Annotated in this window: 17 protein-coding genes and 2 tRNA genes; 6 read left to right on the forward strand and 13 right to left on the reverse strand. The window is 67.0% G+C overall.

The window, feature by feature from the left end:
- Positions 1 to 158: 158 nt before the first annotated feature.
- From M3C25_RS04695 to M3C25_RS04710, 4 genes are all read right to left on the reverse strand, one after another.
- Positions 159 to 8,195, reverse strand: coding sequence for a CLIPPER-2 domain-containing protein (locus M3C25_RS04695; protein ID WP_259855212.1), 8,037 nt, complete (start codon positions 8,193 to 8,195; stop codon positions 159 to 161).
- Between the two features lie 413 nt (positions 8,196 to 8,608).
- A tRNA-Lys gene (locus tag M3C25_RS04700) sits at positions 8,609 to 8,681 on the reverse strand.
- 84 nt (positions 8,682 to 8,765) lie between these two features.
- Positions 8,766 to 9,059: a GroES family chaperonin gene (locus M3C25_RS04705; protein ID WP_102161615.1), complete on the reverse strand. Its 294-nt coding sequence runs from the start codon at positions 9,057 to 9,059 to the stop codon at positions 8,766 to 8,768.
- 32 nt (positions 9,060 to 9,091) lie between these two features.
- Entirely contained in the window at positions 9,092 to 9,376 is a 285-nt protein-coding gene (locus M3C25_RS04710) for a DUF3618 domain-containing protein (protein WP_102161613.1), read from the reverse strand.
- 202 nt (positions 9,377 to 9,578) lie between these two features.
- Here M3C25_RS04710 and bcp point away from each other — a divergent pair, with 202 nt between their 5' ends.
- Both bcp and M3C25_RS04720 read left to right on the forward strand, forming a co-directional pair.
- Positions 9,579 to 10,052: a thioredoxin-dependent thiol peroxidase gene (gene bcp, locus M3C25_RS04715; protein ID WP_102161610.1), complete on the forward strand. Its 474-nt coding sequence runs from the start codon at positions 9,579 to 9,581 to the stop codon at positions 10,050 to 10,052.
- Positions 10,053 to 10,232: 180 nt separating this feature from the next.
- A tRNA-Leu gene (locus M3C25_RS04720) sits at positions 10,233 to 10,314 on the forward strand.
- 57 nt (positions 10,315 to 10,371) lie between these two features.
- Here M3C25_RS04720 and M3C25_RS04725 read toward each other — a convergent pair.
- The 4 genes from M3C25_RS04725 to M3C25_RS04740 all read right to left on the reverse strand — a co-directional run bounded on the left by M3C25_RS04725 (position 10,372) and on the right by M3C25_RS04740 (position 16,976).
- Positions 10,372 to 11,739, reverse strand: a complete 1,368-nt coding sequence (locus M3C25_RS04725; RefSeq protein WP_259794335.1) for an osmoprotectant NAGGN system M42 family peptidase — start codon at positions 11,737 to 11,739, stop codon at positions 10,372 to 10,374.
- A gap of 247 nt (positions 11,740 to 11,986) precedes the next feature.
- A complete protein-coding gene (gene ngg / locus M3C25_RS04730) occupies positions 11,987 to 13,681 on the reverse strand; it encodes an N-acetylglutaminylglutamine synthetase (RefSeq protein ID WP_259794352.1) in 1,695 nt (564 codons plus the stop codon).
- Positions 13,682 to 13,763: 82 nt separating this feature from the next.
- The gene (locus tag M3C25_RS04735) at positions 13,764 to 15,572 is read right to left on the reverse strand and encodes an N-acetylglutaminylglutamine amidotransferase (protein ID WP_259794354.1); all 1,809 of its coding nucleotides are present in this window, start codon (positions 15,570 to 15,572) and stop codon (positions 13,764 to 13,766) included.
- A gap of 75 nt (positions 15,573 to 15,647) precedes the next feature.
- Positions 15,648 to 16,976 carry a class I SAM-dependent methyltransferase gene (locus M3C25_RS04740; protein WP_259855213.1) on the reverse strand — a complete coding sequence of 443 codons (1,329 nt, stop codon included), beginning with the start codon at positions 16,974 to 16,976 and terminating at the stop codon, positions 15,648 to 15,650.
- Between the two features lie 153 nt (positions 16,977 to 17,129).
- Between M3C25_RS04740 and M3C25_RS04745 the strand changes: the two genes are divergently transcribed.
- Positions 17,130 to 17,531 (forward strand): universal stress protein, encoded by a 402-nt coding sequence (locus M3C25_RS04745; protein ID WP_165882405.1) that lies wholly within the window; start codon positions 17,130 to 17,132, stop codon positions 17,529 to 17,531.
- Here the strand turns inward: M3C25_RS04745 and M3C25_RS04750 are convergent.
- The 3 genes from M3C25_RS04750 to sucC all read right to left on the reverse strand — a co-directional run bounded on the left by M3C25_RS04750 (position 17,512) and on the right by sucC (position 20,974).
- Positions 17,512 to 18,072 carry a putative endonuclease domain-containing protein gene (locus tag M3C25_RS04750; protein ID WP_259855214.1) on the reverse strand — a complete coding sequence of 187 codons (561 nt, stop codon included), beginning with the start codon at positions 18,070 to 18,072 and terminating at the stop codon, positions 17,512 to 17,514. The two genes, M3C25_RS04745 and M3C25_RS04750, sit on opposite strands and share 20 nt — an antisense overlap.
- Positions 18,073 to 18,883: 811 nt before the next feature.
- Positions 18,884 to 19,780: a succinate--CoA ligase subunit alpha gene (gene sucD, locus M3C25_RS04755; RefSeq protein WP_259855215.1), complete on the reverse strand. Its 897-nt coding sequence runs from the start codon at positions 19,778 to 19,780 to the stop codon at positions 18,884 to 18,886.
- Between the two features lie 24 nt (positions 19,781 to 19,804).
- A complete protein-coding gene (gene sucC, locus M3C25_RS04760; RefSeq protein ID WP_259855216.1) occupies positions 19,805 to 20,974 on the reverse strand; it encodes an ADP-forming succinate--CoA ligase subunit beta in 1,170 nt (389 codons plus the stop codon).
- A 331-nt stretch (positions 20,975 to 21,305) separates the two neighbouring features.
- On the opposite strand from sucC, the gene M3C25_RS04765 reads away from it, so the two are divergent.
- Genes M3C25_RS04765 through M3C25_RS04775 form a run of 3 tightly spaced genes read left to right on the forward strand, consistent with a single transcriptional unit; the run spans position 21,306 to position 23,415 of the window.
- A complete protein-coding gene (locus tag M3C25_RS04765) occupies positions 21,306 to 21,824 on the forward strand; it encodes a MarR family winged helix-turn-helix transcriptional regulator (RefSeq protein WP_259855217.1) in 519 nt (172 codons plus the stop codon).
- Entirely contained in the window at positions 21,821 to 22,570 is a 750-nt protein-coding gene (locus M3C25_RS04770; protein WP_259855218.1) for a tyrosine-protein phosphatase, read from the forward strand. The genes M3C25_RS04765 and M3C25_RS04770 overlap by 4 nt, the downstream gene beginning before the upstream one ends.
- Positions 22,571 to 22,587: 17 nt before the next feature.
- Positions 22,588 to 23,415, forward strand: a complete 828-nt coding sequence (locus M3C25_RS04775) for a hypothetical protein (RefSeq protein WP_259855219.1) — start codon at positions 22,588 to 22,590, stop codon at positions 23,413 to 23,415.
- Positions 23,416 to 23,435: 20 nt separating this feature from the next.
- Here the strand turns inward: M3C25_RS04775 and M3C25_RS04780 are convergent, their stop codons facing one another.
- Both M3C25_RS04780 and M3C25_RS04785 read right to left on the reverse strand, forming a co-directional pair.
- Positions 23,436 to 23,990 (reverse strand): hypothetical protein, encoded by a 555-nt coding sequence (locus M3C25_RS04780; protein WP_259855220.1) that lies wholly within the window; start codon positions 23,988 to 23,990, stop codon positions 23,436 to 23,438.
- 4 nt (positions 23,991 to 23,994) lie between these two features.
- Positions 23,995 to 25,107 carry an adenosine deaminase gene (locus tag M3C25_RS04785; RefSeq protein WP_259855221.1) on the reverse strand — a complete coding sequence of 371 codons (1,113 nt, stop codon included), beginning with the start codon at positions 25,105 to 25,107 and terminating at the stop codon, positions 23,995 to 23,997.

Consider the following 25,107-nt stretch of genomic DNA (forward strand, 5'->3'; position numbering starts at 1 on the left):
GCCCCCACGCACGCCACGGGCGGTGAGTCCTCAAGACTCACCGCCCGTGTGCCGCTGTCAGACTGCGGTGCCGCTTGCCGAAACCGGTTTCCTTTCGACCTGACCAGTGCTCGAAAGGAAACCACTGCCTCGGGCGCGCCCGCCCTCCCTGCGGCCGGTCAGCTGCGCCGGCGCCTGCGGATCACGAGCACGGCGGTCACGCCGGCTCCGATGAGCAGGGCGGCCAGGATCGCCATCGCGGCGATCTCCGTGCCGGTGCGCGGCAGCTTGTCCGTCTCGATCTTCTTCGAGTCGTCGTCCTCGGTCGGCGGCGGCTTGGGCTTGTCGTGATCATCGCGGCCGCCGTCATCGTCGTCGCCGTCGTCGGGGATGCCGATGACCGTGGCGTCGTTGGTGACCTCGCCGCGTGCGATGTCCTCGGCGGTGATCGTGTACGGATACGGGCCGCACTCCGCGGATTCTCCGGGTGCCAGCGTGCCGATGTCGCAGGCCATCTCACCGCCGAGCAGCGGATCGTCTATGACGATCTCGGTCAGCGTGACATGGCCGTCGTTGGTGACGGTGAAGCTGTACTCGATGGTGTCGCCGGCGTCGGCCTTGCCGCTGCCGTTGGTGTCCTTCGGACCCTCGGCGTGCTTCTCCAGCTTGACCGACTTCTGCGCCGGCACCGGTGTCGTGATCGAGTCCTCGTCGGTCTCGGTCTCGCCGTCCGGCCGCTTGCCGGTGACGTTCGCGGAGTTGGTCACCTCACCGGCATCGGCGTCCGCCTGCGTGAGCTCGTAGTCGACCGGGCCGCACTGCGTCGACTCCCCTGGCGCCAGGGTCGTCTGCGCGCAGGTGACCTCGGTGCCGTCGAGCATCGGGTCGGTGACCGCGATGTCGGTCAGAGTCGTCGTGCCGGTGTTGGTGACGGTGAAGGTGTAGGAGATCGTGTCCCCTGCCCCGATGCCGTCGCCGTCGACGTCGGTGACCTCGCCGGCCTCCTTCTTCAGCTCGACGCCGCCTTCCCGATCGAAGGTCACGTCTGCCGAATCGTCGGCGCTGACCGTGCGGTCGCGGGTGTCGACGGCATCGACCGTCGCGGTGTTCTCCACCGTTCCGGCGTCGATGTCCTCCTGCGTGAGCGTGTAGGCCGGCGCCTGGCACTCTGCCGATTCGCCTGGCTCGAGGGTGTCTGCCAGCTGGCAGTCGTGCCCGTCGAGGCCGAGCTTCGGGTCGGTCAGGGTGGCGCTGCGCAGGCCGACGTCACCGGTGTTGGTGATGGTGAACGTGTAGCTCACCTGGTCACCCGCATCGATGCGGCCGCTACCGTTGGTGTCCTCGACCGCACCTGCGGTCTTCGACAGCGAGACTGCCGCGTTGCCGTCGACCGGGGTCGTGATCGTGTTCTCATCCTCGACCGGTGCGTCGTCCGGTCCTGACGTCCCGCTCGCCTTGGCCGTGTTCTCGACCGATCCGCGGTCGAGGTCGGCAGCCGTGAGCGTGTAGGTGCCGGTGCAGGTCAGCGGGTCGTCACCGGGCTGCAGCGTGGCCGGGACGGCTGGGCTGCAGTCGGTCATCTCCCCGCCGAGCAGCGGGTCGGTGACGGTGACGTCGCGGACGGTGAGGGTGCCGGTGTTCTCGACGGCGACTGTGTACTCGATCGTGTCACCGGCATCGACCTTGCCGCTGCCGTTGGCGTCGACGATGTCGCCGGCGGTCTTGATCACCGCCAGGCTCGCACTGCCGTCGATCGGCGTGCGCGTCTCGTCGGTGGCGTCCGGCGGGTTGTCCCCGGCCTCGCGCTCACCGCCGGCGGTCGCTGTGTTCGTCACCTCACCGGCATTGACGTCGGCCTGCGTGATCGTGTACGTGTGCGGTCCGCACTCGAGCGACTCGCCTGGCGCCAGTCCCTCATCGGGCAGCGCCGGGCAGCTGAGGTCGCCGCCGAGCAGCGGGTCGTCGAGGCTGATCGCATCGAGCGTCGTCGCACCAGTGTTCGTGATCGTGAACGTGTAGTCGATCGTGTCACCGGCATCGACGCGGCCGTTGTCGTTGGCGTCGGTGGCGGCGCCGGCCTGCTTCTCCAGGCTCAGGGCGGTCTCGGCGGTGAACGTGCGTTCGGCGTCGTCCTTGCCCGAGGTGGTGGTGCCCTTCGTGTCGGTGCCGGTGATGGTAGCCGTGTTGGTCACCTTCCCGGCGTCGACGTCGTCCTGGGTGAGCGTGTAGGTGACGCTGTCACAGGTGGCCTTCTCCCCTGGTGCCAGGCCCTCGTCGGGAAGCGCGCACTCAACGCCGTCGAGTCCGAGCTTCTCATCGGTCAGGGTCGCCCGGGTCAGGGTGGTGACACCGGTGTTGGTCAGCTCGAAGGAGTACTCGACCTGGTCACCCGCGCTCACACGGCCGTCGCCGTTGGTGTCGACGACCTCGGAGACGGACTTCTCCAGTCCGATCGCGCTGGCGGTGTCGAGTTCCTTCGTCACCTCATCGGTCGAGTCCTCCGGCGGGGCGCCGGGACCGCGACCGGAGATCGTGGCGATGTTCTTCGCCTCGCCGGCGTCGATGTCAGCCTGGGTGAGCGTGTAGGTCTGCTCTGCGCAGTCGACGGCGGCACCTGGTGCCAGTCCGCCGTCGGGCAACTGACAGGCCACGCCTTCGAGACCGAGCTTCGGATCATCGAGGCTCACCGACGTCAGCGTGGTCTTGCCGGTGTTCTCAACACGGAAGCCGTAGGTGATGGTGTCACCGGCATCGGTGCAGCCGTTGCCGTTGGCATCGACGACGTCTCCGGCGGTCTTGTCGAGTTCGAAGGCACCGTATCCGGTGAAGGTCACCGTCGAGATCGTCTCCGGGGATTCGATGTCGAACTCGCTCAACTTCCCGCGGGCGATCGCCGTGTTCTCCACCATGCCGGCATCGACGTCGGCCTGCGTCAGCGCGTAGGCCGGGGCGACGGTGCAGTCGGTCGTCTCGCCGGGGGCGAGTTCGGTGGCTTCACAGGTGATGGTGCTGTCGGCCAGCAGCTCGTCGTCGATCCAGATGTCGCTGACGGTCTGCGTGCCGGTGTTGCGCACCGTGAAGGTCCAGTCGACTGTGTCGCCGACGTCGACGCCGTTGTCGTCGATGTCGTTGACACCCGAGTTGTCCTTCGTCAGCATCAGCGCGCCGCGGCCGGAGAACGCGGTGTCGACTGTGTCGGTGTCGTCGACTTCAGAACCGTTCGACGCCGAGCCGGTCACGGTTGCCGTGTTGAGCACGTGGCGGGCGTTGACGTCGTCGAGCGTGAGCGAGTAGTACACCGGCCCGCATGTCGTCGTCTCTCCGGGGGCCAGGGTGTCGGCCTCACAGGTGATCGGGTCGTCGCTGACGGTGGCGTCGTTGACGACGACGTCGGTCAGGGTGAGGTTGCCGGTGTTCTTGACCTCGAAGGTGTACGGGATCCGGTTGCCTTCGCGCACCGGATTGTCCGGGCTGTCACCGACCTCGTTGCCGTCATCGTCGATCGGACGGCCGCTCGTCTTGACGAGGTTGATGTCCGGGGCGCTGGGCAGCGGCAGCACGGCCGAGTCGGTCACCGGCTCGGGATCGTCGCCGTGCGGGCCGGTGCCGGTGACGGTGGCGGTGTTCTCCACCTCTCCGGCGTCGATGTCGGCCTGCGTGATCTCGTACGGTTCTGCCGTGCACGTCACCGAGGCACCCGGTGCAAGCGTCGACGGGTCACAGGTGACCTCGCCGAGCTTCGGGTCGTCGATGGCGAGGTTCGAGATCGTGAGGATTCCGGTGTTCGTCACCTCGAAGGTGTAGTCGATGGTGTCACCCGGGGTCGCGGTTCCCGAACCGTCGCGGTCCTCACCGGAGCTCGCGCTCTTCTCCATGGTGAAGGTCGGGATGCCGGTGACCGGCAGGCTGAAGCTGCCGTCGTCGGTGACCTCGTCGGCTCCGTTGAGGGGCTTGCCGTTGACGGTGGCGGTGTTGTCGACGGACCCGGAGTCGATGTCCTCCTGGGTGATCGTCAGCGTCGCACCGGTGCACGTCATCTGCGATCCGGAGGCGAGCACCTCTTCAGGGCACTCGACGGCGCCGCCGAGGCGGGGGTCGGTGAGTTCGATGTCGGCAAGGGTGATCGCACCGGTGTTGGTGACATCGAAGGTGTAGGTGATCTCATCACCGACGTCGACGATGCCGTTGCCGTTGACGTCGGAGTGCTCACCGGTCTTCTTCAGGTCGATCGACGGTGTCGCGCCGGTGATCGGCGTCAGCAGCTCATCGGTGCTCTCGACCGGTGTGCCCTGGGAGTCGCCGGTGACCTTCACCGTGTTGCGCACGCCCTCGGCGTCGACGTCGTCGAAGCTGAGGAAGTAGTCGATCGGCCCGCAGGTCGCCGACTCCCCTGGTGCGAGCGTCGTCGGGAACTCGGTTCCGCATTCGAGGACACCGCCGAGCATCTCATCGGTCAGCTCGATGCCGGTCACGGTCGTGTTGCCGGTGTTGGTGACCTCGAAGCTGTAGGACAGCGTGTCACCGGGGTCTGGTCCGTTGCCGTCGGTGTCCTTCAGATCCGAGACCGACTTCTCAACGCTGATCGCTGGATCCCGTTCGATGATGACGCTCTCGACCGGGTCGTCGGTGAGCTTCTCCCCACTCGGTGGGGTGACCTCGGCGTGAGCGTTGTTGACGATAACGCCGGCGTCGATGTCAGCCTGCGTCAGCGTGTAGGTGAACGGCCCGCAGACGACTTCATCGAGCGGAGCGATCGTCGTCGTGCCGCATTCCAGCGGCTCATCGGAGATGAGCGGGTCTTCGACGCGCAGGTCGGTCAGCGTCACGGTCGAGGTGTTCTTCACCGTGATGCTGAAGTCGACGGTGTCCCCGGCATCGACGCGGCCGTTGTTGTTGGCGTCGACGATCTCACCGGAGGACTTCATCGCCGACATGCTCGGTTCCGTCGGGATGACTGCTGCGGTGTGGTCATCGGAGGTGACCGAGTCGCCCTTGTCCGGGGTGCCGGTGACGAGCGCGTCGTTGCTCACCACTCCGGCGTCGACTTCGTCCTGGGTCAGCGCGTGCGTGCCGGTGCACGTCAGCGTCTCTCCCGGGGCGAGTGTCGTCGTGTCCGGGTCGCAGGTGGCCGGGGCGTCGAGGCGGTTGTCCTCGAGTGTGACGTTGCGCAGCGTGGTCTCGCCGGTGTTCTCGATGGTGAAGGTGTACTCCACGTCGGTTCCTGCGCCTGCTCCCTCGGGGATGTCGGCGACGGTCTTCGTCAGCTTGATGCCCGAGGCCGGGGTCACCATGCCGGTGACGCTGTCCTCGGCGCTGACCTCCTGGTTCAGCGGAGTCCTGCCGGTGGCTGTGGCGGTGTTGGTGAACGATCCGGAGTCGAGGTCGCCCTGGGTGAGGACGTGGAACGCGCCGGTGCAGGTGGTCGATTCGCGCGGGGCGAGTGACGTCGCCTCACAGGTGATGTCGCCTTGTGCCTGCGGGTCGCTGATGGCCAGATCTCGCAGTGTGACGTTGCCGGTGTTGGTGACAGTGAAGCTGTATTCAGCGGTGTCACCGGCGCTGACGCGGCCATTGCCGTCGGCATCGCTGCCGCCGGTGATCGATTTGATCAGCTGCAGTGCACCGGCGTCGCTGCCGACCGGCACGGTGATGCTGGAGTCGTTGGAGATCCGGTCGCCCAGCGGCGGCTGGGCGGTCGCGGTGGCGGTGTTCTCCAGCTTCTCGTCATCGAGGTCGGCCTGCGTGATCGTGTGGGTTTCCGACGGGCATTCGACGGTCTCACCCGGGGCCAGCGCTCCGCCGGGAATCGGGCAGGCGACATTGTCGATGCCGAGCAGCTCATCGGTGAGCCGGACGTCGCGCAGGGTCGAGGTGCCGGTGTTCGTCACGCTGAAGGAGTAGGTGATCGTGTCGCCGGGAACCACGTTTTCGGGTTCGCGCGGAGTGCCGTCGGGAGAGGTGATCTGCGAAGCGGACTTCTGCAGGTTGATCGAGGAGATCGAGGAGATCTCTGCGGTCGCTGAGCTCTCGGCTTTCGCTGTGGCGATTCCGTTCGGGTCGGTCGCTTCGGCTGTGGCGGTGTTGTCGACCTTGCCGGCATCGACGTCCGCCTGCGTGAGGGTGTAGGTCGCTGCCGTGCAGTCGATGCTCTCACCCACGCCGAGGGTGGTGTCCGATGGGCAGGTGATGTCACCGATCTTCGGGTCGGAGACTGACAGGTTCGTCAGCGGTGCCGAGCCCGAGTTCGTCAGCTTGAAGGTGTATTCGATGGTGTCGCCGGCGTTCTGGGTGCCGGAGTTGTCGACGTCGGTGAACGCACCGGCCTGCTTCTGCAGCTGCAGGGCGATCGCCGAGGCGCTGGCGGTCGCTTCGTCGGAGACGGTGAGCGATCCGGCCTCACCGGTGGCGGTGACCTTGTTGGTCGTGACACCGGTGACCGGGCCGCTGCAGGTGAACTCGCGAGACTCGTACGGTGCCAGCGACAGGCCTGACTGGTCACAGGAGTCCAGCACGCTGTCTTCGATGGTGACGTTCTCCAGCGGAACGGATCCGCTGTTGGTCACCGAGATCGTCCAGGTGACGTCCTCGCCTGCCGGGACCACGGTGGGATCGGCGTTCTTCGAGACGTCGATGCCAGCTGTCTCGACCTGGCTCGTATCACTGGATGCCAGGTCTGCGCCGTTCGGCGTGGTCGCCTTCACTGAGGCGGTGTTCGTCAGCGGTTGCGTTGTCTCCGGGCCCTCACAGGTGTAGGTCTGCTCATATCCGTCAGCAGTCGGTGCCGGCATACTTCCGATCGTGCGGGCGCACTCCGGGGCTGCAGGGTCTTCGACCCGGACGTTTCTCAGGTCCGTGGATCCGCTGTTGGTGACGGTGATCGTGTAGCTCGGCCGCTCCCCCTGCTTGACGGTTTGCGTATCGTCGGTGCCATTGAAGCTCTTTTTGATGCGCACCGCACCAGTGGGCACGGAGAAGATCGAGTTCTGCAGCAGGTACGAGTCACCGGTCGTCGACAGGCTGAGCGTGGCGCTCGTGTCGCCCTCCCTGACGTTGGGCAGCGATCTGGTGAGCACGTCGACGCTGGCGTTGACGAAGGGATTCGAGTTCGGGTACGACCGGTAGTTCTGAGAGCCTTCAGCCCGGGACACACCGATGTTGCCGGTCTCCCCGTAGGCGTTGGGGATCTCGCGCAGCGTCGGGCTGCTCGATGTCCGGTAGCGGGCGGTATCGCCGCTGATCGAGCGGTCACCTTCATACAGGCTGAACCCGGCGCGACCTCCGGCGCCCTGGGCGGTGAACCCGTCGAACGTGACGTTCTCCGACTGCTCGCCCGGCTGTTTGCGGACGTGACCGTCGTAGAGAATGACAGTGCGGGCCGCGGCGGCGGCGTTGCCGGGCACGAATGTGCCGAAGTCGTACACGACCGCCAGCGACCAGCCGGTGTAGCAGCCGTATCCCTGGACCGACCACAGGTTACCGACCGTCACGGTCTGTGCTGAACCGGTGGGCACATTGGCGAACTGTGCGGTGACGTCGGCTGAGGCGGAGTAGTACTGAATGCCGTTGCTGCCCAGGTCAGCGTTGCTCTCCTGCGTGTAGCGCCCGACATCGACCGACACCGGTGCGCTGCCGGCGACGGAGATGCGCGGCCGCGTCGACTGCGGGCTGCCCTCACTGGCCACCCAGTCCGGCAGGGTGCCGCGCGCGTTCGCCGTGCAGCGCACACCGGCGACCCCGTTGACGTAGCCGGTGTTGCCCGACCAGTACAGCTGCGCTTTGACGACTTTCGCTCCGGCCGGCACGGTGACGCTCGCTGAGGAGGAGTTCGCACCCATGCCGGCAGCACCGTTGACGCTGTTCTTCATCCACAGGAAGTCATTCGGAGAGTTGCTCGCGGAGCCGCCGTGCAGGCCGGTGCAGTTGGCATCGGTGCGCCATGTCGGTTTCGTCTTATCGCACTCGAGGGCACCATTGCCCACCATGAGGAAGTCGCCGTTGACAGTGGCGTTGTAGCGCTGCGACATCGGCGTGATGGGCTTGGCCTCAGCCTCACCTGCCGGCACGATGACGCCGGCAACGACGCCGAGCCCGACCGCGAGCGCCAGAGCCAGCGCCCCGGCCACGGTCTTGAAGATGGGAGTATGAGCAGCCTGCCGCCATATCTCGCGGAGACTGACGCGCCAGTAGGGTCGCCGGGAGGTGTGCAGAGAGGGCATGAGCCACCTGATTCTGATCAGTCAGGGATGCCTCGGCCGAACGTCACGCGAGCGCATCGGGGTGGAGCTGATATCGACATATATACGGATGAAGTTGATTTCATTATAATGTCAATCTCCTGAGTTCCCCATGTGCGTTACCTGATCGTTATCAAACTCGCCCGGACCGGAGCAATCAGCGCCGCCCGGCAGCTGACAAGATGTCGCCCCGACCCCTGAGCCCCAGGCCAGAGAGCGCCAGGCCCCAGACTCAGCGCACGCCGATCAACGCTGACCGGATCCGCGGACTGAGCCGAAGGAGACGTTAGCCCCTGACGGGCAATCCACGTTTCGGCTCTCGTCAACGACCGCCGGGTCACAGCAGAGAACCCGCTGTCCAGCAACGCTGGACAGCGGGTTCTTCGAAGGATCTGTACACCCCCCGGGACTCGAACCCGGAACCCACTGATTAAGAGTCAGTTGCTCTACCAATTGAGCTAGAGGTGCGAACGAGAGACAACTCTACACATCCGTCGGCGGCTTGCAAAATCAGATCCAAGCCTCAGCGCCGAATGTGGTGAGGTTCACGCACTAGAGGTACAGGCCAGTTGATTCTGAGGCTCTCTGCTCGGAGATCGCATGGACGTCCCGCTCCCGCAGCAGCATGTACGTCGTGGCCTCGAGCTCGACCTCAGCGCGCTCCTCAGGATCGAAGAGCACGGTGTCTCCCAGCTGCACCTGCCGGACATGAGGGCCGGCTGCCACGACGCTGCCCCATGCCAGCCGCTTGCCCACCTCAGCCGTGGCCGGGATGACGATACCGGCAGCCGAGGTGCGCTCACCGAGCTCCGCGTCCGGCTCGACGAGGAGCCGGTCGTGGAGCATGCGGATGGGTAGCGACGATGTCTGGCCCACGTTCAGCGCTTGGCCCTAAGGACAAGCAGGGTGACCAGCGCGGCCGAGGCGAGCACGGCACCGCCGATGAGAGCGACGCGGTCGGCCTTGACCGAACCGTCGTCGTTGATGACGACGGACTTGGCGTTGTCGGTGGCGCGACGGGTCAGCGCCTTCGGATGCACCCGGCCGACGAACTCGTCGATATTGGCAGCCAGCCGCTGTTCGCGCAGTCGGATCGACTCTTCGAGCTGGGACTTATTGGCGCTGTCGACGGTGACGTCGGAGGTGTAAACATTGCTGCTCATCAGGATGCTTCCTCACTCACGAAGGGGCTGGCGTGCAGGAGACCGGCAGGTGCCCAGACAGTGGCGGCAGATGCCGTCGTCCCACATCATTGTCTCTGCTTCTAGAGCTTACCGGTTCACGCCGGATATGGTGGAACCGGCGTTCGACGAGTCGAGCGCCGCAGCTGTGAACGCGGCACCCGTGCACCTGAAAGGAATGAGCATGCCCCGTCTTGAGGTCGGCGACACCGCCCCTGATTTCACCCTGCCCGCAGCGGACGGCTCGGAGGTGACGCTCTCGGACTTCCGCGGCCAGCGCGTCGTCGTGTACTTCTACCCTGCTGCCATGACCCCAGGCTGCACCACCCAGGCCTGCGACTTCCGCGATTCGCTCGCCGCCCTCCAGGGTGCTGGCCTGCAGGTCCTCGGCATCTCCCCGGACAAGCCCGAGAAGCTTGCGACGTTCACTGAGAAGGAGTCGTTGAACTTCCCGCTGCTCTCCGATGCCGACAAGGCGGTCATGACCGAATGGGGCGCCTTCGGGGAGAAGAAGAACTACGGCAAGATCGTCCAGGGTGTCATCCGCTCCACTGTCGTCGTCGACGCCGACGGCACGGTCGAGCACGCCCAGTACAACGTCAAGGCCACCGGCCACGTGGCCCGGCTGCGCAAGCAGCTCGGCATCGACGACGGCTGACCCGACGGCCAGCCGACCCGAAACTCGGAACCGGGCCCAGGCCTCGGGACCGGACCCGCACCTCGGGGCCGGCAGACCTGACGCAACCAGCCCGGCACACGCGGGGGATCTGCTTCCCTCGCCGTGTGCCGAGCCGGTTCGCCGTCGGGCAGGCGGCTGGTCTAAGCTGGTGAGCGCTTCGCGCGAGTGGCGGAATTGGTAGACGCGCTGGATTTAGGTTCCAGTGTCTGCGGACGTGAGGGTTCGAGTCCCTCCTCGCGCACCGTGGTCCCCTTGGCCGTATCGCAGCCCCCAAGCGCGCCGGCCCCGGGACCGGCGCTCACTCCTCATCCCAGCCCTCCGGGCCGACCCCGTTGGCATCGACCGGCTCATCGGCGCCGCGATAGCGCGGCACATTGGAGATCGCACCCTCATGCTGCCGGTCGCCGACCCGCTCAGCGATGGCCGGCTGGCGCTGGGACGGGAAGTCGCGCAGCCCGCCGAGGCGGTGCTCATCCCACTTCTCCAGCGTCAGCGGCGTCTGCAGCCACAGGGTCACAAGCTTCGCGCACTGGATGAGCGAATCGACGTGAGTGCGCTCCCAGCCGTGCGAACCGTCGAGCCCGAACGCCATGAGTGCCGCACGCGCACCGGCTCCTGCCTCCAGCGCGGCGGCGACATCGGAGCGGTAGTAGGTGAAGATGTCGCGGGCCATGTCGAGGCCGTGGCGCTGTCCGAGCCGGATGAGCTTGCGGGTCAGGTGGTAGTCGAAGGGGCCGTGCATGTCCTTGAGCGGGATAGTCACCCCGCGCTCGAGCGAGTTCTGGTTCGGCGCACACACCGCGTTGTCGATCGAGACGAGCTCGGCGACGTTCTGTGACACACCGGCCGAGGCGCCGTGGCCGACCTCCTCGAAGATCGTCACGAGGATCGTCGTCTTCACCGGCAGCCGCAGCTTCCCGTCGATCGCGCTCTTGGCTGCGGCGAGTGCGATCGCCACACCGGCCTTGCCGTCGAGGTGGCGGGAGTTGATGTAGCCGGACTTCGACATCGACGAATGCGTCATGAGCGCGACCGTGTTGCCGACCTCGATGCCGAGCCCCTCCAGGCCGGCCTTGTCGCTGACGGCCTCGTCGACGCGCACCTCGACCTCATCCCAGCTCACCGGCTGCTCATCGACCTCGTCGCCGTAGGCGTGGCCGGAGGTCTTGAGGGGCAGAATCGTACCGGTGTAGACGACATCGGGGAACTCGGTGATGATCTGCACGCGCGCCCCTTCGGCGAACCGGGAGGAGAAGGTGCCGACCGGCACGACCGACAGCCGGCCATTGTCCTTGAGCTTCGAGACCATGCAGCCGATCGTGTCGGCGTGGACGACGATGCAGCGCTCGGCGTCGATCTCCTCATGCAGGTCAGCGTCGTCGGCCTCCCCGTCATCCGTGCCCGAGGCGGCAGGCAGTTCGACGATGAGCGCACCCTGGCGGGTGAGCTGGGCGTTGAGGCCGAGGTCGGCGACGATGTCGCCGATGAACTGCATGACGGCATCGGTGCGTCCCGAGGGAGAGGGGGTGCGCAGCAGGCGGAAGAGGATGTCGAGCATCCACCCCTGGTCGATGACTCCGGGTGTGAGATCAGTGAATCCGGTGGCATTGTCGTTGCCGAGTTCAGCGACGTTGTAGGCGCTGTCGGCGGTGTCGTCGTGGGGCACTCTGACTCCTCCTTCTGTCGTGCTCAAGGGGGCGTCCGCACAGCCGGTCGGCTCTGCGGACGGTGGCGGGCATGCCGGGCATGCCCGCACAGTGGCCACCATAGCGCCCGCAGGCGCTGTGGCCAGCCGCATGTCAGAGTCTTGAGGGCCTTTCGAGGCGGCTCCCGGCACGCACTCAGCCCCCGCCTCGGGCTCGGTGGATCAGGTCGCTGGGCCGGTCGGTGCCGGTTCTCCGGGCTGGCCGGTGTCAGTTCGTCGGATCGGCGGGCTTGTCCGGCTCCCACGCCCACGGGGTGCGCTTGGAGTTGGGAAACAGGTAGTCGACGAATTCGGCGGCGACCGGCTGCGGCTCGTGATTGGCCAGCCCGGGGCGCTCATTGGCTTCGATGAAGACGTAGTCGGGGCCCTCGACGTCGGGGACGAGCAGGTCGATGCCGGTGACCGGGATGTCGATGGCCGCTGCGGCGGTGATCGCGGCCCTCGCCAGCTCCGGGTGCAGGCGGTCGGTGACGTCGTGGATGGTGCCGCCGGTGTGGAGGTTGGCGGTGCGCCTGACCTGCAGTCGCTTGCCGGGTTCGAGGATGTCGTCGAGGCTGTAGCCCTCCTCGCGCACTGTCGCCTCGGTCGACTCATCGAGCGGGATCTTTGACTCCCCGCCGGTGGCTGCTGCCCGGCGCTTGGACTGCTTACGGATGAGCTCGGCGACCGGGGTCTTGCCGTCGCCGACGACGGCGGCCGGCCGTCGGATCGCTGCGGCGATGACGCGGCCGGTGATGACGAGGATGCGCAGGTCCTCACCTTCGCAGAACTCCTCGAGCAGCACCTCGGAGCCCTCGCCTCCGGCGCGGCCGAGTGCGTCCTTGAGCTGCTTCTCCGTCTGCACGCCGATCGTGATGCCAGCCCCCTGCTCGCCGCGCACCGGCTTGACGACCAGCGGACCGTACTCGTCGAGGAAGTCGACGTCGCCTTCGTCGAAGGTGGCGTTGCGGCCCTGCGGGACGCGCACGCCGGCGGCTTCGACGATCTTGCGGGTCACGCGCTTGTCCTCGCACCGGCTCATCGCCACCGCCGAAGTGTACTGCGACAGCGACTCGCGGGTGATGACGGTCCGGCCGCCGAATTCGAGCTGGATGTAGCCGGTGTCGGCATCGAGGACGCTGACGCGGATGCCGCGTCGGGTGGCCTCATCGGCGATGATGCGGGCGTACGGGTTGAGCTCGTCGAGGCCCTCGATGCGCGGCTGGGCGTAGAGCTGCTCGTTGATGGCGTTCTTGCGCTTGACGCCGTAGATCGGCATGCGGGTGAAGCCCATGTGCTCGTACAGGCTGATGGCGGCTTCGTTGTTCCACATCACCGACAGGTCCATGAATGCCGCACCGCGTTCGGCCAGCAGGCGGGCGAGTGCGACGACGAGGAACCGGCCGAGGCCGCGGTGGCCGCTGGTCGTATCGACCGCCAGCGTCCACAGCGAGGAGCCGCGCTCGGGGTCGTCGAACAGCTCGGAGTGGTCGACACCGGTGACGGTGCCGATGATCTCGCCGGTCGATTCGTCCTCGGCGACGAGGTAGTGCATCGATTCGGCGTTGCGGTGGTTGTCCCAGATGACGCTGACATCGGCTGGGACCATCGAGCGGGTGACGTAGATGCGGTTGATCGCCTCGCAGTCGGCCTCCGTCTCGATGGAACGCACCCGCACGCCGGGCACCTCGGCCGGATCGGGAAGCCGGTTCTCCAGATCGAGCCGGTAGGTGTGGCTCGGGTCAATGAAGTACTCCTCCGGATGCAGCGCCACGAGCACATGCGGATCCGAAAGGTACATGCAGATATCGCGGGTGCCGCCTGCTTCATCGCGCAGCACCCGGCCGATCTCCTCGATCTCTGAGAAGGTCTGGCCGAAGACGAGCCGGCCCCAGCCGAGCTCCTGGATGACGTCGTGCTTCAAGGTCCCTCCTGCCGGGATGTGCCTTCAGCCACCGGGCCGGGATCCCTGCCCAGCCCGGTGGTCTCGGCGTGAAGTCGGTGGGTCAGGCTGCCGGGCCGGTGATGCCGTGGTTCTGCAGCCAGAGTTCGAGCAGGGCGATCTGCCACAGCCGGTTGCCGCGCAGCGGAGTGAGGTTGTCGTTCGGGGCCTCGAGCAGCGCCTCGACGGCGGCCGGCTGGAACAGGCCGCGGTCGCGGGCGACCTGGCCGGAGATCGCCTCGCGGACCTTCTCCAGATACGGGCCCTGCAGGTGCTTGAGCGCCGGGACCGGGAAGTAGCCCTTGGGCCGGTCGATGACCTCGCTCGGGATGACCCGGCGGCCGACCTCCTTGAGGATGCCCTTGCCCTCCTGGGCGGTCTTGTACTCGGCGGGGCATTCGGCGGCGAGCTGGACGAGGTCGTGGTCGAGGAACGGCATGCGCGCCTCGAGCCCTGCGGCCATCGTCATGTTGTCCACGCGCTTGACCGGGTCGTCGACGGCCATGATCGTCGTGTCGATGCGCAGCGCCCGGTCGATGCCGGTGGTCGCACCCGGGCTGCGGAAGTGGGCGTCGACGTACTCGGTGGAGACATCGGAGCCGGTCATGAACTGCGGGGAGACGAGCTGGCCCATCTCCTCGTAGCTGCGGTCGAAGAACGACTGCTGGTAGCTGGCGAGCGCAGCCTCGACGTCGTCGCCGGCTTCGTACATCGGCGGGTACCAGTGGTAGCCGGCGAACACCTCGTCGGCCCCCTGCCCGGACTGCACGACTTTGACGTGCTTGGCGACCTCCTGGCTCAGCAGGTAGAAGGCGACCGCGTCGTGGCTGACCATCGGCTCGCTCATGACCCCGATCGCCTCGTCGAGGGCCGGCAGCATCCGGTCGGTGGAGATGCGCAGCTGGTGGTGGTTGGTCTTGAAGTGCTCGGCGATGACGTCGGAGTACTTGAACTCGTCTCCCTCTTCACCGCCGAAGGACTCGAAGCCGATCGAGAAGGTCTCGATGTCCTTCTGCCCGAGCTCGTCCATGAGCCCGACGATGAGGCTGGAATCCAGGCCGCCGGAGAGCAGCACGCCGACGGGCACATCGGCGGCCAGCCGGCGGCGCACGGCTTCGCGCAGGCTGTCGTAGATCGCGTCCTGCCAGTCGGTTTCGGACCAGTCGGCCTTGTCCTCACCGGTGCCGTACAGCGGCTGCCAGTACTGCGTCTGCGTCTGCGAACCATCGGTCTCGACCCACATGTAGGTCGCCGGCGGCAGCTTGCGCACGCCCTGGAGCATGGTGAACGGCGAGGGCACCACGGCGTGGAAGGTCATGTAATGGTTGAGCGCCACCGGGTCGATGCGGGTGTCGATGCCGCCGGCAGCCAGCAGCGCCGGCAGGGTGGAGGCGAAGCGGAAGGCGCCGTCGACCTCGGCGAAGTACACCGGGCGCACGCCCATCCGGTCGCGGGCGATGAATACGCGCCCGGACTCCTCTTCGTGGATGGCCAGCGCAAACATGCCCTGGAACTTCTCGAGGGCCTTCTCGCGCCATTCGGCGAAGGCCTTGAGCACCACCTCGGTGTCGGAGCTGGAGCGGAAGGTGTGGCCGAGTCCGTGGAGCTCCTCGCGCAGCTCTTCGTAGTTGTAGATCGCGCCGTTGAGCACGATCGTCATGCGCACATCGGGGTCGTGCATCGGCTGCGCGCCGGTCTCCCCGAGGTCGATGACCGCCAGACGCTGGTGGCCGAGTGCGACCCGCCCGTCGTCGATGATGCCGTCACCGTCAGGGCCACGGCCGGCCATCGCCTTGCTCATGGCCTCAACCGCGGCCTTCGCGTCCCTGTGTGGTGCCTGGGCTGTCGAGATCTGTCCGCAGATGCCGCTCACGCCGGCTCACATCCTTCAGGTAGGTTGCAGTGCTCACCATCCTATACAACGCACCACCCCGCAGCGCAGCCTCGGTCAGGCTCCTCGCACGGCGGTGACGACGGTGAATTTGCGGTCCCTGGCCCACTGCCGGCTGGCCCCGAACGTCCGCTCGACCGCACCACGGTAACCGAGGTGGGAGTTGTAGACGCAGACGAGTCTCCCACCAGGTTTCAGCATCCGGTGGGCTGTGCGGATCATTGCGTGTGCGGTGCCGGTTTCGATCGTGTGCCCGGTGTGGAAAGGCGGGTTGAGCACGATGAGATCGCAGCTGCCGGCAAGCGCATCGAGTGCCGGGTCGGTCTCGGCTGAGGCGTCGGCAAGGACGAGCTGGACGTCCGGGTTGCCTGTGCTCAAGGTGGCCGTGGCCGAGGCGAGGGCGGCTTTGGACACGTCGATCCCGATGCTCGTGGCTGGGTTCAGCAGCCCCTGGAGGTTGGCCAGCAGCCAGCCGTTGCCGCAGCCGAGGTCGGCGACCGTGAGCCCGGCAGAATCGTGACTGCCGGCAGCAGGAGTGAGCTTGGCGCGGTGGTCGATGAGGCTGGTGACGAGCACGTCGGTGCCGTGATCGATCTGGGTGCCGCCGTAGCAGGCGCCGTAGGCCGCGACCTCGAGGGGTGCTGCACCGGGCACGCGCAGCGGCCGGATGTCGCTGCGCGGGAACACCGGGGCAGCCTCGGCCGGTCCAGCACCGCTGCCGCCACGCGGGTGGCTGCCGATGATGAGCCGGCACTTCGCCAGCCCGGGTGAGACGTCGACTCGGTCGAACACCTCGGCCAGCTCCTCGTTGATCGCCGTGCTCATGTGCTTCTCCCGGCCGACGACGATGAACTCCTCAGCCAACCCGGCGGCCGCCTGCAGGTACTCCCGCAGCGCGGCCGTCGCCTTCGGTGCCGCCAGCACGACCCGGCAGCCAGGCGGGAAGATCTCCGGGCCGCCGGGTGCTCCGACGTGCCCGAGCTCAGCCGCGATGTGCGGCTGCGGCAGGCCTGCCTCAGTGAGGAGACCTGCGACCGCGCTCCCCCGACGCTCGCCACGCAGGTCATCCCAGTAGGCAGTGATCGCAGGGCCCGCGACGGTTGCGGCGGCCAACAGTGCGCCGTCGGCATCGTCGATGACGACCGTCGGCCGCGGCGACCGCGCGGTCTCCGCCTGTTCCCCCTGCTCCCCACTCTGGGGGCGCCCGGAGATGTCGAGCCAGCCGCGGCTGCGGCCGAGCAGGTACTCGCACACCAGCCGGGAGGTTCCATGCCCGGCCGGCCAGTCCGGCCACAACCGGGCCACCACCTCGGCGGCGGGGCCGAGGCGGGCGCGCAGAGCGGTGTGATCGGGCACGCAGGCAACCGGCAGCAGAGACTGGACCATGCCCACCAGTCTCCCACCAGTCCGGGGAGCGTGCGGATGTGACCGATGAAACGCCTGGTTCCATCTTCTGTTCGCCAGCCTCGGTCGATAGGCTTGTGAGCAGGACGTTTCCCGCGCGCGACAGCGAGAGCAACGGCAGAGGAGCCAGGACGCATGACCATTCTTGTCGGATACACCCCCAGCCCCGAAGGCATGGCAGCCGTCGACTTCGGCATCGAGCAGGCGCGGGCGTTCGACGAGGCGCTGCTCGTGCTCAACGCCGGGATCGGGGAAGCGCACGAGGAGAAGGGCATCGCCACCGCCGAGGACCTCAAAGAGCTTGGCGACAAGCTTGAGGCCGCTGGGATCCGGCAGGAGCTCAAGCAGTTCCTGCGCGGCAACGACCCGGTCGAGGAGATCCTCGCCCTCGCCGAGGCGACGCCGGAGGTGCGGATGATCGTCATCGGTTCGCGTGAGCGCTCGCTGGTGGGCAAGCTCATCATGGGCTCGACCGCCCAGCGCATCATCCTCGGCGCCGAGGTGCCGGTCGTGTCCGTCAAAGCGAAGAAGAACTGAGGCCAGAGCCTGTCGAGCTGCGGCGCCACTGCGGTGCGCGCTCGTCGAGCGCGGCCGTGAGGTCTGCCAGGAACTCCGGGATGTCGGTGCGCTTCGTGACCCGGAAGTACTCCCACCCGGCGGCGCGGAAGGCGCGCTCGCGCTTGATGTCATGGTCCCACTGCCACGCATCCGTGCGATGGTGCCCGCCCTCGTACTCGATGGCGATCCGCGAACCCCGGTAGGTCAGGTCCGGGTGGTAGAGCTGCTCGGCGTGCGGCAGCTGAATCGGCGTGCACACAAGCGGCGTCGGCAGCCCGGCACCGACGATGTGCAGCCGAAGCCGCGTCTCCTGCGGTGAGCCGACCTTGTCGCGAGCGAGATCGAGAGCGGTGAGCAGGTTCTTCTTGCCGAAGACGTTGCGAGCCTCAAGCGCGGCAGCTCTGATCCGCTCGACTGTGGCCACCGGGTTCGTCCTCCACGTCCCGCACATCGCGTCGATGACGTAGACGAGCTCGCCGACGTTCATGACGCGTGCGAGTTCGTAGACGACGTAGTCCATGCGGTTGAGCCGAACGTTGTAGATTGCATGGGGTGCGTAGCGTGGCGAACGCGTGGCTCTGACACCTTTGCGCCGCAGCCGATGATCTTCAGGGATTGTCACAGTCAACTCTCGCCCTGCCAACCGTCGAGGCACCGGCCAACCGCGCAGAAGTGCCGCAGTAACCTGACTGCCCAAGGCGTCCGGGCGCACAGCGTTGAGGCATGCGAGTTCGAAGCGCGCCCGGTACCACTCTTCGTCAGCCCATGCTGGCCCCGGAGGCAGCCGCGGCTGCGACGGGTCGATCGTGACACCATGCCAGTGGGTTGAGAGGCGATTCCGACTTCGGTACATGGCATAGTGCGAGATGCTCTTGCCTGCCGGGGACGATGATGAGACCGGCGTTCGGTCGAGGTCAGGATTGTGGTTCCGGTTTTGGGCGGCGTTTCTGCTCATGTTGCGTAGCTTGGGCCGAGCCTCGCGGTGGAGCGAGCAGTTGTTCTCGGTTGTGGATAGTCGCAGACGCCCAAAGTCAGTGCGCAGAGTATCGCTCTCGAGACGCAAGAAGAAGCGCGTCACAACGGGGCACAACGAAAAGACTGGTCACATTTTGACCCTGGTCGACCACTTCGAGAGCCAAACTTCGACCAGTCTTTTCACACCCCGCCTGCACAGAGGACGACAAGCCTCAGATCGACCCGTCCCAGTCCCCTGTACAGCACTGCGGGCCCCGGTCGTCATGACCAGGGCCCGCAGATTCAAGCAGTTGAACTGCACGCAGCTACCAGCGCACCGGCTGTCAGCCGCAGCAGCTCTCAGCGCATCAGCTCACTCAGCCGAGGATCTCGCGCATGATGCGTGCCGTCTCGGACGGGGTCTTGCCGACCTTGACGCCTGCAGCTTCGAGCGCTTCCTTCTTCGCCTCGGCGGTGCCGGAGGACCCGGAGACGATCGCGCCGGCATGGCCCATGGTCTTGCCCTCGGGCGCGGTGAAGCCGGCAACGTAGCCGACGACCGGCTTGGTGACATTGGCCTTGATGTACTCGGCGGCACGCTCCTCAGCGTCACCGCCGATCTCGCCGATCATCACGATGGCTTCGGTCTCGTCGTCGTTCTGGAACGCTTCGAGCGCATCGATGTGGGTGGTGCCGATGATCGGGTCACCACCGATGCCGATGCAGGTGGTGAAGCCGAGGTCACGCAGCTCGTACATCATCTGGTAGGTCAGCGTGCCCGACTTCGACACCAGGCCGAGCTTGCCGCGGTTGGTGATGTTGGCCGGGGTGATGCCGGCCAGCGACTGCTCGGGGCTGATGATGCCCGGGCAGTTCGGGCCGATGATGCGGGTCTTGTTGCCCTTCTCGCAGGCGTGCGCCCAGATCTGGGCGGAGTCCTGGGCCGGGATGCCCTCGGTGATGATGACAAGCAGTCCGATACCGGCATCGATGGCTTCGAACGCGGCGTCCTTCGAGAAGGCCGGCGGCACGAAGGCCACGGAGACGTCGGCGCTGGTCTTCTCCATCGCCTCAGCGACGGTTTCGAAGACGGGCAGCTCGATGTCCTTGCCGTCCTTGTCCTTGTGGGACACGGTGGTGCCGGCCTTGCGGGCGTTGACGCCGCCGACGATCTGCGATCCGGCTGCGAGCATCCGGGCGGTGTGCTTGGTGCCTTCACCGCCGGTGATGCCCTGCACGATGATCTTCGAGTCAGAGTGGAGGAAAATCGACATGATTCTTAAGCCTTTCGGATGGGATCAGCGGCTGGCGGCGAGTTCGGCTGCCTTGTCGGCGCCGCCGTCCATCGTGTCGGTCAGGGTCACCAGCGGGTGGTTGGCGTCGTCGAGGATCTTGCGGCCCTCATCGACGTTGTTGCCGTCGAGGCGGACGACGAGCGGCTTCGAAGCCGTGTCGCCGAGGATCTCGAGAGCCTTGACGATGCCGTTGGCGACCGCGTCGCAGGCGGTGATGCCGCCGAAGACGTTGACGAAGACGCTCTTGACCTGGTCGTCGCCGAGGATGACGTCGAGTCCGTTGGCCATGACCTCAGCCGAGGCGCCGCCGCCGATGTCGAGGAAGTTCGCCGGCTTCACGCCGCCGTGCTCCTCACCGGCGTAGGCGACGACGTCGAGGGTCGACATGACGAGTCCTGCGCCGTTGCCGATGACGCCGACCTCGCCGTCGAGCTTGACGTAGTTGAGGTCGAGCTTCTTGGCCTTGAGCTCGAGGGGATCCTCAGCGCTGATGTCGCGCAGCTCTTCGTGGTCCTCGTGGCGGAAAGAGGCGTTGTCGTCGAGGGTGATCTTGCCGTCGAGTGCGATGATCTTCCCGTCGCCGGTCTTGACCAGCGGGTTGACCTCGACGAGGGTGGCGTCCTCTTCGGCGTAGACGGTCCACAGCTGCGTGAAGACCTCCGCGACCTTCTTCGCGTCCTCACCGTCGAAGCCGGCTTCGGAGGCGATCTCGGCGGCCTTGGCATCGTCGATGCCGGTCAGCGGGTTGACGTCGACCTTGGCGAGCGCTTCGGGGCGCTCCTTGGCCAGCGTCTCGATCTCGACGCCGCCTTCCTTGGAGCACATGGCGAGGTAGGAGCGGTTGGCGCGGTCGAGCAGGATCGAGAAGTAGTACTCCTCGGCGATGTCGGCGCCTTCGGCGATCATGACCTTTTCGGTCGTGTGGCCCTTGATGTCGAGTCCGAGGATCTCCTCGGCCTTGGCACGGGCGTCCTCGGGTGACTTGGCGAGCTTGACGCCGCCGGCCTTGCCGCGGCCGCCGGTCTTGACCTGGGCCTTGACGACGACGGTGCCGCCGCCGAGCTCCTGGGCTGCGGACTGTGCTTCCTCCGGCGTCTCAGCGACCCGTCCGCCGAGCACGGGCACACCGTGCTTCTCGAACAGGTCACGGGCCTGATACTCAAAAAGATCCACGTGAGTTCCTAACGTCAGTGTTGGTGCCCCGGCGCGGGGTCGGGCCCGTGTGCCGGGTGCTCCTTCTGCGGATGGCTGGGGTCACCGCCGCCGAGGCGGTCCCCACCTGAGTGCGGACCGCTGGGCTGGCATGGCTCCAGCGCATGTCGACCATTCCTCACTTTAGTATCCTTCGGCGGTTTGGCCACATCGTCAGGCAGGTGAATCCCGCGCACGCAGTGTGATTGTGCTGACGTCTGGGCGGCGCTGCCGCCGCCTGGAAGTTCCTTGATATCAAGATGCTTTGCGGGAAAGTATCTTGACGCTGGCCCTATCGCAGTAGAATGGGGTCATGGATGAAGTCGATCGGATCGTAGCGGCATGGCGGCGCGAGCGCCCCGATCTCGATGTCGCCCCGATGGAGGTGCTCTCGCGGGTCTCCCGGCTGGCCAAGCAGCTGGACAAGGCGCGCAAGTCGGCCTTCCACGACCATGAGCTGGAGGTCTGGGCCTTCGACGTGCTCTCGGCACTCCGCCGCGCGGGTGAGCCCTACGAGCTCTCCCCCTCCCGGCTCATCAGCGAGATGATGGTGACGTCTGGGACGATGACCAACCGCATCGACCGTCTCGTCAAGGTCGGCTGGGTCTCTCGCCGCCCGGATCCCAAGGACCGCCGGTCGATCCTCGTGACTCTGACCGAAGTCGGCAAGCAGAAGGTCGACAACGCCCTATCCGACCTCCTCGTCCACGAGGCCGACCTGCTCGCCGAGCTGACCGACGCCCAGCAGCGCAAGCTCACCGAGCTGCTGCGCACCCTGTCAACCGGTTTCGAGACCGGTTCCCGCATCGTGACCCCGGAGACTGCCACGTGAGCACTGATCGCCTCTTGACCGCTGACCGCTTCCCCACCGTCGACGGTGCCCTCGGCCCGCGCGACCTCGGCGGCCTGCCCGCCGCTGGGGGCATGACCCGCCTCGGGCGCGTGTTCGCTGGAGGGCGCCGCGAGCTCATTACCGCCCGCGGGGTCGACCAGCTGGCTGATCTGGGGATTCGTTCGGTCGTTGATCTGCGCACCCCCGCCGAGGTGGGCCGCAGGCCTTCAGATCCGCAGGTTCCCGAGGCGGCCTGGGACCGGTTTGCGATCCGCACCTGCCCGGTCGAGGACTTCAGCGATGAGGCCTATGTCAAGGCGATCGACCACCCGTTCCTCAACCACCCCGAGCAGTACCCGCTGCTGCTCACCCACTTCCCGCGGCTGCTGGCCGGTGCGCTGGAGAGTCTCGCCGAGGCGCTGGAGACCGGCCCGGTGTACCTGCACTGCTCGGCCGGCCGAGATCGCACCGGTCTGTTCTCGGCCTGGATGCTGCAGCTGGCCGGTGTCGAGCCTGCGGTCGTCGCCGAGGAGTACGTGCGCTCACTGGCCGTCGTCAATGAGCACCACAAGACCTCCGGGCACCCGGTGGAGTACTTCATGGAGGCCGACGAGTTCGCCTCCTGGTCCGGTTCCCGCAAGGCGGCGCTGCTGGAGTTCCTCGACCGGCATCCGGCCGAAAAGACGCTTGCGCAGCTGAGAATCTCCCCGGCACACGTGGCCGCCTTGGCCACTCTGCGGCCGTGATTCTCTAGACTCGACACATGAGCCGACGCCTCCTCATCTTCCCCGCCGCAGTGTGCGCCTCCGGTCTGCTGCTGAGCGGCTGTGCGGTCAACGAGTCCGAGCGCCCCGAGCAGCGCCCCTCTCTGTCACCGGACGAGGTCACCCCGGTCGAGACTCCGGACTCCGCTCCCCCGGTCGTCGTTGTCGACACCTCCCCGGGCGGGGCGAAGGACAACGACCCGCTGTGGCAGGGCCTGGAGAAGGCCGCCGCCGACGGCGAGGAGGCCTACCTGAATGTCTACCTGCGCACGTTCAACGATGTCGCCGACTCCGGCGAGGTGTCGCTGACCCCGGACATGCCCAACAGCGTGACGGTCAACGTCGATGCTGAGCAGGTGAGCGCGCATGAGGGCAGCTTCTACCAGGTGCTGGGCACCTTCGACGTCGAGCAGCTCGGCGATTCGGCGTTCACCCTCACAACGGTCAACGGCGATGAGATCGCCGAGCTCAACCCGCAGGGCCCGGATTCGCAGGCCCGCTGCACCGCCGATGACGCCCAGGACCGCATTGAGCTGGCGGCCTCGGATCTGGCCAAGGATCCTGATCAGCGTGAGGACATGCGCCTGCGCTGGGCTGCCGCGCCCGAGGTGTGGTGGGGCATCCAGCAGACAGCACTGTCCCTGCGCGATTCCGATGGCGATTTCGCCGGAGACTTCCTCGGCGAGGCCTGTGGCCCGTACCGCGATGGAGCCGGCAGCGGCGACGACGGCGGGTCAGGAGACGGCAGTGGGGCCGGTGACGGCTCAGGTTCCGATGACGACGTCACCTCGAACGAGGATTCCGAGCAGAGCGAGCTCGGCGGCTGATCCCAGCCGGCCCGGGCTCGTCAGTCGTCTTGCTGGTCGAAGTGCTGTTCGCTGCCGCCGGCGCCGAGCGCCTGTTCGTAAGCGCGCACGCTGGCGGGGCTGAAGAGCCCGAAGAGGCACAGCACCGCCGGCAGGATCGCCCCGACCTGCAGAGCCATGCCAGCACCCCACATCGAGAGCCCGAACAGCGCCTGGAGCAGCTGCCAGGCCACGGTGGCCGGGCGCGCCCAGCGGCGCATCCGGTGCAGCCCGCGGGCGACGAGCACGAGGCCGGTGGCCATGATGATGAACATGACGGCCAGCCCGAACAGGGAGCTGCGCAGCTCGGCCCCGGCGGCACCGCCGGTGCGCACGAAGAACACCGCAGCCACAACGAGCACGACCGCTTCGAGCACGACCATAGCGATGGCCAGCCACAGCGTCCACGGGTGGGTCGCCATCGGGGTGCCCGGGGTCAGCGGGCTGCCGGCTGCGCCTGCGGTCTCGTCGGCAGACGGGGCCGGCGCGGTGTCGGACGGGTGGATGTGAACGGAGTCGTCTCCCCCGGCGCTGCGCTTGCGTCGCTTGCCGCTCATGGAATCACAGGTCCAGACGCTCGAAGCCCGGGATCACGAGGTCATCGAGGAACCGGTTGCGCGCATCGTGGGGCAGGAACGCCGCGCCCAGGGCGTTGACGGTCGCCCATTCGAGGTCTGGCTGCTGCCAACCGGCGCGGTCGACGAGCAGGCGCATCTCACGGGTCATCGAGGTCGCCGACATCAGCCGATTGTCCGGGTTGACGGTGATGGCGTAGCCGAGCTCCTTGAACCGGGTGATCGGGTGGTCCTCGATCGAGGTCGCCGCCCCGGTCTGCAGGTTCGACGACGGGCACAGCTCCAGGGGCACCTGATGGTCGAGGATCCAGGCGGCGAGCCGGCCGAGGCTGCCGCTGCCGTTGTCCCCGGTGAACTGCATATCGTCGATGAGGCGCACGCCGTGGCCGATGCGCTGGGCGTGGCAGATCTGCACGGCGGCGTGGATGCTCTCCACCCCGGCGGCTTCGCCTGCGTGGATGGTGATCGGGAAGCACTCACGGTGCAGCAGGTGGAAGGCGGCGAGGTGGTCAGCCGGCGGGAAGCCGTCCTCGGCGCCGGCGATGTCGAAGGCGACGACGCCGCGGTCGCGGTGGCGCAGGGCGAGTTCGGCGACAGCCAGGCTGTTGTCAGCGTGCCGCATGGCGGTGATGATCTGGCCGGTGCGGATGAAGCGGCCGTTGTCAGCAGCGATCGCATCGGCTTCGTCGAGTCCGCGCTGGACTGCTTCGACGGCCTCGTCCATCGACAGTCCCTGCTGGACGTGCTGTTCGGGCGCCCAGCGAGCCTCGGCGTAGAAGACACCGTCGGCGACCTGGTCGAGCGCCCACTCCCGGGCCACCCGGGTCAGGCCCTCGGCGGTCTGCATGACGGCGATGGTGTGGTCGAAGGTCTCCAGGTAGCGCGGCAGGTCACCGGAGTTCGCGGACTCGGAGAACCAGCGGCGCAGCGCCTCGGCATCGGTGGCCGGCAGCTCATGGCCGACCTCGGCGGCAAGATCGATGATCGTCTGGGGGCGCAGGCCGCCGTCGAGGTGGTCGTGCAGCGACACCTTCGGCAGTTCGAGGATCGGGTCATCGGGGTCGACTCCGAAGGGAGTCTCAAAGAGTTTGGAATCCAC

The sequence above is a fragment of the Brevibacterium luteolum genome (assembly GCF_025147615.1).
In the GTDB taxonomy this organism is placed as follows: domain Bacteria; phylum Actinomycetota; class Actinomycetes; order Actinomycetales; family Brevibacteriaceae; genus Brevibacterium; species Brevibacterium luteolum.